The sequence below is a fragment of the Paenibacillus sedimenti genome, assembly GCF_014534655.1.
In the GTDB taxonomy this organism is placed as follows: domain Bacteria; phylum Bacillota; class Bacilli; order Paenibacillales; family NBRC-103111; genus Paenibacillus_E; species Paenibacillus_E sedimenti.
The window spans coordinates 293221-302427 of the sequence record NZ_JACVVD010000009.1 but is presented as its reverse complement, the minus strand read 5'-3'; the positions used below and the strand labels follow the sequence as shown (position 1 = coordinate 302427).

The following is a 9207-nucleotide window of genomic DNA, read 5'->3' as shown; positions in this document are numbered from 1 at the left end:
GATGATGGCGGAGGGGACCCACGCGTTCCCATCTCGAACACGACCGTTAAGCCCTCCAGCGTCGATGGTACTTGAACCGAAGGGTTCTGGGAGAGTAGAACGTTGCCAAGCAGATAAAAGACCTCACTTCTAGGTTATCTAGAGTGAGGTCTTTTTGTTTCTTATCGATGGGAATTAGGGGAAGAAAAGCCGACAAAAACTATGTACCCTAGAGGGTTGACTCTCCCAAAAAACAAAAAGTAACAGTTATTGGCACCAAAAGTTAAGAATAGGTTATATACACAATTGTAAAGAATACTCTTGCTTACCAATATCACTAGTAAGGGACGGGTAACACTATGGAGGAATTATCAATACAACAGGTATGTGGCTGGTTTGAAGCTAATAAAGAAAAAAGCATTATGATTAAAAAGGAAGATCAAGAAGATATAGATCAGATAGAAATTGAAGTACACGAGATTGGATTAATGAACTTTACAGATACCGAAGATGCATATCTATCACCACAGGCGATCGTACTTCGCGGGAGTGGAAGCATCGCGACTCATGATGGTGAAAAACAAAAGCTTCCCGAAGATAGTTACGAAATTCCTTTCAGCGAACACTTTCATGGTGTTCAAAGGGAAAATAGCATGGAGATTCAGACAGAGCTTGCCACTTACTTCATCACTACTGATTAACCCATTACATATTTAAGGCTTAGATTTTGCCTGTAAGTACAATGCTATCCCTCCAAGAAAGTGATGGGAAGAGCCTTTTTTGAGAGCAATCCCAAGAAGGCTCTTTTGTTGTTTTCTACCACACACTGGTTGCCGGGATATAGGATGGATTGTTCGAGTATTGCTCAAACTATGGTATGCTTGCAGATTTGAAAACTTCAAACTCTACATTCGTATTGGCAGCTGTTAGCCTTTTATCAAATGAAGGAGGCATGAGCTATGCTTGGAAAATTTATCATCAAAGTGCTTTTAAATAGTATTGTAGTCGTGCCGTTGTTGTTATGGTTTTCTGAAGCGTCTTTCACAATGGCTTTTTTAACAGGAATGGCATTATCCGTCATTGCTTATTTCGTGGGTGATCAAGTCATACTAAGATACTCAAAGAGTAACAATGTAGCAACAACGGCGGACGCTTTTCTAAGTTTTGTTTTTTTGTGGATGGTTGGTTCTTATATGGATTGGACTTTGTCCGTTTCAGAGCTGCTTATTATTGTGGCACTGCTAGGCGTAGTTGAATATTTAATCCATATGCTGATGCTGGACGATACGAATAAGGTGAAATAAATGTCGCATTTGATAGTAGCATTTGAAAGAAGGTGACTTATGACTTACATTTGTCAACATTGCGAAAAAGATACCGAATCCCAAGCAGCGCACAGTATCACTGTTTACCAAGAAGATGGAATCGAAGATCACTATGAAGTACTCTGCAGTATATGTTATACCGAATGGCTTATGTCTCTAAAAGGATAAACAATTGCATAAACAATCGGGACAAGCTGCTACTTAGATTCGAGAAATGCAATTTTAAATTGGGGGTTTCTACTGCCCCCTAACAAACGCTACCTACTATATTTTGCATGGTAAAAATCAGGACATTTGTCCATATTAACATTGATCAATGTTGTCGAGAGAGGGGTGTACATAAGTACATGGGCGTAGAGTCTTATCAGTTTGCAGATTTGGATAATCGAGAAGACTTGATTCAAGAGCTTCGCAGCTTGGAATCGCGGATGAAGCACGAACTCGGTTATGATATCGCATTGATTGCATATTCGCATGAAGAAGACAGGAATGAGAAGAAATAAGGTACGAATGAACCAATCGAAGGAAGGGATTCTAGTGAACAAATTAATGATCCAAATGGCCCTGATAGCTGGCTTGATTTTTACAATGACTGCCTGCGCACAATTGAACCGCACCAAAGCTGAAGTGAGGCCCAACCAATCCAATGTAGATGCAGGTAGTTGGGATGCCGATTCACGTAACAATGAAAATGCGTCAATCGGCGCCAAAAGTTTGTTTCAATCGCCTAAGCCTACCATGGTCCCGGCAACATTGGATAATAGCAAGGCACATAATAACTCTAACTTGTCGATGAACAGAGATTTAGCAGATCGGATTGTCCAAGCCGCTCATGTTGGTTCTTCGGCCGTGGCTGTTACAGACCATAACATTTATGTAGCCGTTGATCTGGGCGGGATGCAGGCTATGGGGATGAACAAGCATGAACAAGAACTCAGCAAGAATAATGACCCGGAATCGGAGGCTGGACTATTTGGAACTGGAGACGGGGCACAAATGGATTGGATTTCATCAAGACCACTGCCTTCGGAAACCGCTAATGCGATCAGACGTACACTAGCCCGCGTGTATCCGGATGCTAATATTTTCATTTCGGCGAATCCTCATTTTGTTAATAGGATGCTTTTCTATGACGGACAACAACGTAAGAATAAAATGATGGACACCTACTTGAATGAATTTAATACGATGATCCAATATGCTTTTCCGAATTATTCAACAGGTCAAAATAATCTCATGACGAAATAAAATATATGTTTATTCCTCGTAAGGTTAGGCATAATAAGTGCGGCAGTTTGATAACTGTTAACTTTGTTAAACCCTAAGGAGGAGCAAGTACAAATGCATCAAATCGCACAAAAAATTGGCCAATGCCAGCAAATCATTTCACAATTGATTGCACAGACTCAACAAGCAAATGGCATGTATCAACAAATGAGACAACAAGAGCTTCAGAATGCTCAGCAACTTCAACAATTAGCGCAAAGAGAGCAGCAAGCGGTTCAAATGATTGATCACGCGCTTCAAGGACACGCACAAGCCTTGCAGCAGATGAATCAATGTTTACAAATGTGTGCGCAATTGGAGCAAGCGATTCAACAGCAGATGTTTGCGAATCAAGCTGCACAAAATCAATATTTGAACCCCACCCAAGCATATCAGCGCCACTAAGAATAACTCACCCTCAGTCGTCTAGTGACGAGCTGGGGGTTTTCCGTTGCATGTTAAGCTGCCATCTAAAGAAAAGAGGGTTGATGATGCTTAAACAATATTTTGCTGAAGTGAAGCTGAATGAGAACGATTCGTTAAGTGAAGCGCTTGAAGAATTGGTAAACGAAGCTGAGAACCAATATCACACACCCTATGTGGAGGTTTATCAGGTGATTCAAAGAGCAGAAGATGCGTTCACCGTCATATTAAATATGGACTTCCCGGGTGTAGATACCGAAGCATGAGCAATCGGTATAAGGTTCGCGCCTACTGCAGCTCTCGCAGCTGTGAGTATGTTCGCAAAGAAGATGTTATCCAAGCGATTAATTATGAAACGGCTTACGGCTTAGCCATTTTATACAATGAATCACCGGCTAAACCGCGATGTCCTTTATGCGGGGGACAAATGGCTTTTTATTCTCATGCGATCATAGAAGAAGTTGGGTTGTCTTGAGAAGAAGCTTGACAATAGGAGTTTCCTGATGAATAGTAGGGTTACAAAAGGATCAGGAAAGGAATCGAAATTTCATGTTGTCATTGTCTTTGCCTCCAGAAATATCGGAACATTTAGAACAAAGAAAGCAACAAATCAAAGAGGGAAAACTTACGTCTGAAGACCGTAAGCTTGTGGGCTCTGCTGAGTTTGAGACTCCCAACGAGGAAGTACTCCAGGATGCTGTAATAGCACTATTCTTAGGCAAGAATGTGCTTCTTAAAGGACCCACCGGTTCAGGCAAAACGAAGCTTGCCGAGCACGTATCTTCATTGTTCGGTCAACCGCTTCATGCCGTGAATTGTTCCACGGACCTTGATGCAGAAGCGCTGCTTGGTTTCAAAACGTTAACCCAGAATGAGCAAGGATCATCGCGGATTGAATTTATTCCCGGACCAATCATGAAAGCAATGGCCAAAGGGCATTACCTATACATAGATGAAATTAATATGGCCAAACCGGAGACGCTGCCGCTCATTAACGGGGTTTTGGATCATCGCAGATCGATTACGAATCATTTTACAGGAGAAGTCGTAACGGCGCATCCCGATTTTCGGGTCATTGCGGCCATTAACGAAGGCTACATTGGTACCGTTCCGTTGAATGAAGCATTGAAAAATCGTTTTGTGACCATTGATGTGCCTTACTTGCAAGGGGACTTACTGCTGCAGCTACTGCGAGGCAAATCCATACTGCGTGACGAAAAATTGCTCAAGACATACGTGCAGCTATCTGCGGATTTGTTGACGTTGATTGAGCTGGGCCAATTACCGGATGAAGCAGGCTCGATTCGGGCGCTGCTTGATGCCTGCGATCTGACCGCCTACATACCTCCTATACGAGCTGTTTCCCGGGCAATAGCCGATAAATTGGAGGATGAAAGGGAACGGGCTGCCGTAATGAATGCGGCAGAAACGTTATTTTAGGGCGATGTTCGTTGGAAAATTGAGTTTATTGGATGATAAAATCGATTCTCTCCTCCACATGCAGCTATTGGACTTGGCACGCTTGTTTACCGGGCGTAAAGAGATGGAGTTGGAACCGGCTTTTCATGCCGCTTATGAGGAAGCAGCCGCGCGAATTACAGTGAGTCAGTTCTGGCGGGACTTTAGTCCTGTGGATAAGACAGCTGGTTTGAAGAGCGATGTATACTTGCGCGGTATCGGCAGTGCCTGGTTTACCAGTGCAGATGCGGTGCGAAACTATTTAATCTACTGTCAAACTGCGAGCTTGCCTAAGCTGGCCAATCAATTATTTGCTTTATGCGAAGATATGCGGCTGGAGCGAATTTGTCGTAGACGCAGATCGGGGACAGCGCGTGTTTTTATGCAACGTCATCGCATTCTTACGGCGTATTATCAGCATAAGCTGCGCTCGCACCTGCAAAAAGGAGAGCTGGCCGAATCGATCCTTCTGCTTGTATATGGTTGGTTTACAGGAGCGGAATGGACCGCTGCGCAGGGGGAACAGCTTCAGGAACTCATGCACAGGTTATCCGGCTTATATCCGTTGCTTGAGCAAGTTGAGGAGGCGGAGCATACGACGGAGGTCGCGGCATGCTGCGAGGCGATGATGGACTCGCTGGCGTATTGGCTGCGCCGGGATGCGCAGGTGCAGTATTTTTGGATGCAGCCGGGCAGCGGGGTGGAAAAGCCGTTGCCCGCACGTTATGAAGGCGAGCTGAAGAGGGTAAAGCGGCTTGCCAATGAGGATGTGCTCCCCGAACAGGAAGGGGAGCGTCAGCTCCCGGGCCAAGAGCGGATGCCGACTTGGCACCGTGAAACCAGCGACCGCAGCCCGGGGCTGCTGCGGTTCGAGCTGGAGCGCGGCTCCCGCACGGCCGCGCCCGGTGACGCGCCGCGCGAAGGCGACGCTGCGGATCAGGCGCTCGCGATCGCGCAGGGGCGCTCGCTGCGCGCGCAGCGTACCGGCGCCGCCGCCGGCGAGCGGCGCCAAAGCCTCGGCGTGCCCGCTGCCGCGGGGCACGGGGAGGGCGCCGTCAACGCGCATGCGACGGCGACGTGGCTGGCGCCTGAGCGGCCCACTGCTGCGCAGGAGGCTGCCTACAGGCGCCTGAGCGAGCGGGTGGCTCCGCTCGCAAAGCCTTTGCAGCGTGCGATTAGGCGCACGCTGGAGCGGAAGCGGATCGCCCCGAGCGGCGATCGGCTGTTCGGGCGGCTCGACAAGCGGCTGACGCGAGCCGTCACGCAAGAAGCGCCGCGCCTCTTCTATAAGAAGCGCGCTCCAGTGCCTCAACTCGACGCGGCGTTCGCGCTGCTCGTCGATTGCTCCGCGTCCATGTATGACAAAATGGACGAGACCAAGCTCGGTCTCGTGCTGTTTCACGAGACGCTGCGCGAACTGCGAATCCCCCACGAGGTGGTGGGATTCTGGGAGGACGCGGACCGCGTCACGGAGAAGGAGGCGCCGAACCTGTTCCAGGTTGCGGTCGACTTCGGCTCCTCCTGCGCGCCCGGACGCGGTGCGGCTCTGCTGCAGCTCGAGCCGCAGCAGGACAACCGCGACGGCTTCGCGATTCGCCGCATGAGCGAGCGGCTGCTGCGGCGCCCGGAGCGGCAGCGCGTGCTGCTGGTGTTCTCGGATGGCGAGCCTTCGGCAGCGAATTACAATGATGCGGGCATCCTCGACACCTATGAGGCCGTTCTTCAGGCTCGCCGCTTAGGCGTTGAAGTGATCAGCGTTTTCCTTGCCAACGGCACCGTACATGAAACTCAGCGAATCACAATGCGCAATATTTATGGTCGCAGCAGCATCGTAGTGCCTAATGTGGATGAGCTTCCTCAGCAGCTGGCGCCGATTTTGCGCAAACTGCTGCTGAAATCTATCTTTTAGTAAATAAATCCTTTACAATGGAACAGGATGTCGATCGGGATCGAATCCTGTATCTTATTAATTCGAGAAAAATTGTCGTCATCATTCATTCATTTTCATCGTTTATTCCTATTATTCATTTACATATTTTCAACTTCAAGGAGGAATTCCATCTCATGTACGGAGCACCTTTATCCAAAAATGCGAAAAAAATCATGCTGCTCGGATCCGGCGAGCTCGGCAAAGAAGTCGTTATCGAGGCGCAGCGTCTCGGTATCGAAACGATAGCCGTAGATCGTTACGCACATGCGCCAGCAATGCAAGTCGCTCATCGCAGCCATGTCATTAACATGCTCGACGGCGAGCAGCTCCGCAAGCTTATCGAGCAAGAACGCCCGGATCTCATTGTACCGGAGATTGAAGCTATAGCTACTCCTGTGCTAGTTGAACTGGAGCAGGAAGGCTATCGCGTCATTCCTACAGCAACGGCATCCCGACTGACCATGGATCGTGAAGGCATCCGTCGTCTTGCTTCGGAAACGCTGAAGCTGCGCACAGCAAAATATGCTTTCGCCGACAGTTTGGAGGAGCTTCGTGCAGGCGTAGCCGAGATTGGAACGCCATGCGTCATTAAACCGATCATGAGTTCATCCGGTAAAGGACAGAGCGTATGCCGCATGCCGGACGATGTGGAACAATCGTGGAACTATGCGATGGAAGGCGGACGTGCGAAGAACGCTCGCGTCATCATTGAAGAATTCATTCATTTTGATTCGGAAATCACGCTGCTAACCGTCCGTTCCGTATCCGGAACGACATATTGCGAGCCGATCGGTCACATTCAAAAAGACGGCGACTACATCGAATCCTGGCAGCCGCATGCGATGAGTACGCAGCAAATAGAGGAAGCCCAGCATATAGCAAAGACAATTACTGACGCTCTTGGCGGCTATGGTCTATACGGAGTTGAACTGTTCCTAACGAAAGAGGGCGTTTACTTCAGTGAAGTTTCTCCTCGTCCGCACGATACAGGGATGGTCACGATGGCAACTCAGGATCTTAGCGAATTCGCGCTTCACGCAAGAGCAATTCTCGGTCTGCCAATCACAGGTATTCGGCTTCTTACTCCAGGGGCAAGCTATACGTTGAAAGCAGATCAAGAACAAACGAATTATACGATCAGCGGCTTGGAAGAAGCTTTATCCGTGTCGAATACTCAGGTTCGCGTATTTGGCAAACCAGAGACAAAAGTGGGGCGCCGAATGGCTGTTGCACTCAGCAGCGCAGATACCGTAGAGGAAGCTCGCAAGCTTGCCAAGCAAGCGGCAAGTGCACTTAAAGTCAACTATGAATAAGCGATAGACCGATTTTAAAGCGAGTCATCAGGAGGAATACGCATTGGAAGCTAAACCCGCAAGACTTTCCCGAACCGTGCTGACGGAAATCATTTTACCGGCGGATACGAACTATCATCATACCGTCTTTGGCGGCCGTGTAATGCAATACATCGATAAGGTGGCGACGATCGCCTCCATGCGCCATTCTCGTAAAGGCGTCGTAACAGCTTCAAGCGACAGTTTGGATTTCTTTGCACCTGTGAAGCTAGGCGAGGCCATCCAGCTTGAAGCTTTTGTTACGTGGACGCACCGGAGTTCTATGGAGGTATATGTTAAAGTTGAATCGGAGAACCTGCTAACCGGAGAGAAGAAAACAACAGCTACGTCATACCTTACCTTCGTTGCGCTCGATGAAACGGGACAACCATGCCCCGTACCGGCGATCATCCCGGAGACAGAGGAAGAGAAGCGGTTGTTTGAAACGGCGGAGGCGCGTTATGAAGCACGGAAATTACGCAAAGCCGAACGGAATTCGATACAATCTTAAATAGGGTTTCTCTAACGAAAAAATGAAACCAACTTTTCTTCCAGTCGTATACAAGGATTATATGGGAGTTGTCAAATTAGGAGGATAGGAAAAGTATGAATGCACATGAGATTGATTACCGAATATTAGGCAGCGAAATGCAGTACGTTGAGATCGAGCTGGATCCGGGCGAAAGTGTAGTTGCCGAAGCCGGCAGTATGATGATGATGGATCAAAACATTCAAATGGAAACCGTGTTCGGTGACGGCAGCAGCGATAATAAAGGGTTTATGGGCAAGCTGCTAGGCGCCGGTAAGCGTTTATTGACTGGCGAAAGTTTGTTTATGACGGTTTTCACGAACCGCAGCTACAACGGCAAAGAGCAGGTTACTTTTGCAGCTCCGTATCCAGGAAAAATCTTGGCTATGGATTTGCAGGATCTCGGCGGCAGACTGCTTTGTCAGAAAGATTCATTCTTGTGTGCAGCAAAGGGAGTTTCCGTCGGCATCGCTTTTCAGCGCAAGCTGGGAGCCGGATTTTTCGGCGGTGAAGGCTTTATAATGCAAAAAATCGAAGGCGATGGCTTAGCTTTTGTGCATGCCGGAGGTTCGATCGTTGAGCGTGTGCTTCGTCCTGGCGAGATGATTCGTGTCGATACAGGCTGCTTAGTTGCTATGACAGACGGAGTTGATTACGATATCGAGTTCGTCAAAGGTGTAAAAACCGCTTTGTTCGGCGGAGAAGGTCTGTTCTTTGCTACACTGCGCGGACCGGGTCGCGTCTGGATTCAATCGCTGCCGTTCTCCAGATTGGCTGATCGGATTGCCGCTGCGGCCGGCCCAGGCGGGCGTAAGGAAGAAGGCGGTATTCTAGGCGGGCTTGGCAACTTGCTCGACGGTGACGGAAGATAATAATTAATTATAAACGGGCTGCCTTCGGGCAGCTTTTTTTCACCACATAAGAAAGTATAAGTTTTCGGCTCCCGAAAACCGCTTTCTTATTGGC

The 9207-nt window shown here is 48.3% G+C and carries 11 protein-coding genes and 1 rRNA gene; all 12 read left to right on the top strand.

The annotated features are described in order from the left end of the window. Window positions 1-111: ribosomal RNA gene (rrf, locus tag ICC18_RS23655) — 5S ribosomal RNA — on the top strand; the annotation flags it as partial. A gap of 227 nt (window positions 112-338) precedes the next feature. Next, complete coding sequence (ymzB, locus tag ICC18_RS23650; RefSeq protein WP_188176905.1) at window positions 339-680, top strand: protein YmzB; 342 nt, start codon at window positions 339-341, stop codon at window positions 678-680. A 258-nt stretch (window positions 681-938) separates the two neighbouring features. Further along, window positions 939-1283 carry a DUF2512 family protein gene (locus ICC18_RS23645; protein ID WP_188176904.1) on the top strand — a complete coding sequence of 115 codons (345 nt, stop codon included), beginning with the start codon at window positions 939-941 and terminating at the stop codon, window positions 1281-1283. Window positions 1284-1651: 368 nt separating this feature from the next. Then, window positions 1652-1807 carry a hypothetical protein gene (locus ICC18_RS23640; RefSeq protein WP_188176903.1) on the top strand — a complete coding sequence of 52 codons (156 nt, stop codon included), beginning with the start codon at window positions 1652-1654 and terminating at the stop codon, window positions 1805-1807. Window positions 1808-1841: 34 nt separating this feature from the next. After that, the gene (locus ICC18_RS23635; RefSeq protein ID WP_223192804.1) at window positions 1842-2552 is read left to right on the top strand and encodes a YhcN/YlaJ family sporulation lipoprotein; all 711 of its coding nucleotides are present in this window, start codon (window positions 1842-1844) and stop codon (window positions 2550-2552) included. A 93-nt stretch (window positions 2553-2645) separates the two neighbouring features. Next, on the top strand, window positions 2646-2975 hold the full coding sequence (locus ICC18_RS23630; protein WP_188176901.1) for a hypothetical protein: 330 nt from the start codon (window positions 2646-2648) through the stop codon (window positions 2973-2975). Between the two features lie 83 nt (window positions 2976-3058). Next, entirely contained in the window at window positions 3059-3259 is a 201-nt protein-coding gene (locus ICC18_RS23625; RefSeq protein WP_223192803.1) for a hypothetical protein, read from the top strand. A 283-nt stretch (window positions 3260-3542) separates the two neighbouring features. Next, window positions 3543-4433 (top strand): ATP-binding protein, encoded by an 891-nt coding sequence (locus ICC18_RS23620; RefSeq protein WP_188176900.1) that lies wholly within the window; start codon window positions 3543-3545, stop codon window positions 4431-4433. Next, complete coding sequence (locus tag ICC18_RS23615) at window positions 4411-6360, top strand: nitric oxide reductase activation protein NorD (protein ID WP_223192802.1); 1950 nt, start codon at window positions 4411-4413, stop codon at window positions 6358-6360. The genes ICC18_RS23620 and ICC18_RS23615 overlap by 23 nt, the downstream gene beginning before the upstream one ends. Window positions 6361-6515: 155 nt before the next feature. Further along, a complete protein-coding gene (purT, locus tag ICC18_RS23610) occupies window positions 6516-7694 on the top strand; it encodes a formate-dependent phosphoribosylglycinamide formyltransferase (RefSeq protein ID WP_188176899.1) in 1179 nt (392 codons plus the stop codon). Window positions 7695-7737: 43 nt separating this feature from the next. Further along, window positions 7738-8223, top strand: coding sequence for an acyl-CoA thioesterase (locus tag ICC18_RS23605; protein ID WP_188176898.1), 486 nt, complete (start codon window positions 7738-7740; stop codon window positions 8221-8223). A 95-nt stretch (window positions 8224-8318) separates the two neighbouring features. Continuing rightward, complete coding sequence (locus ICC18_RS23600; RefSeq protein WP_188176897.1) at window positions 8319-9113, top strand: TIGR00266 family protein; 795 nt, start codon at window positions 8319-8321, stop codon at window positions 9111-9113. Window positions 9114-9207 lie beyond the last annotated feature (94 nt).

Bases quoted from the DNA above. Each gene is read 5' to 3' on its own strand.
- ymzB (WP_188176905.1), top strand. From the start codon at position 339: ATGGAGGAATTATCAATACAACAGGTATGTGGCTGGTTTGAAGCTAAT.
- ICC18_RS23645 (WP_188176904.1), top strand. From the start codon at position 939: ATGCTTGGAAAATTTATCATCAAAGTGCTTTTAAATAGTATTGTAGTC.
- ICC18_RS23640 (WP_188176903.1), top strand. From the start codon at position 1,652: ATGGGCGTAGAGTCTTATCAGTTTGCAGATTTGGATAATCGAGAAGAC.
- ICC18_RS23630 (WP_188176901.1), top strand. From the start codon at position 2,646: ATGCATCAAATCGCACAAAAAATTGGCCAATGCCAGCAAATCATTTCA.
- ICC18_RS23625 (WP_223192803.1), top strand. From the start codon at position 3,059: ATGATGCTTAAACAATATTTTGCTGAAGTGAAGCTGAATGAGAACGAT.
- ICC18_RS23620 (WP_188176900.1), top strand. From the start codon at position 3,543: ATGTTGTCATTGTCTTTGCCTCCAGAAATATCGGAACATTTAGAACAA.
- ICC18_RS23615 (WP_223192802.1), top strand. From the start codon at position 4,411: ATGCGGCAGAAACGTTATTTTAGGGCGATGTTCGTTGGAAAATTGAGT.
- purT (WP_188176899.1), top strand. From the start codon at position 6,516: ATGTACGGAGCACCTTTATCCAAAAATGCGAAAAAAATCATGCTGCTC.
- ICC18_RS23600 (WP_188176897.1), top strand. From the start codon at position 8,319: ATGAATGCACATGAGATTGATTACCGAATATTAGGCAGCGAAATGCAG.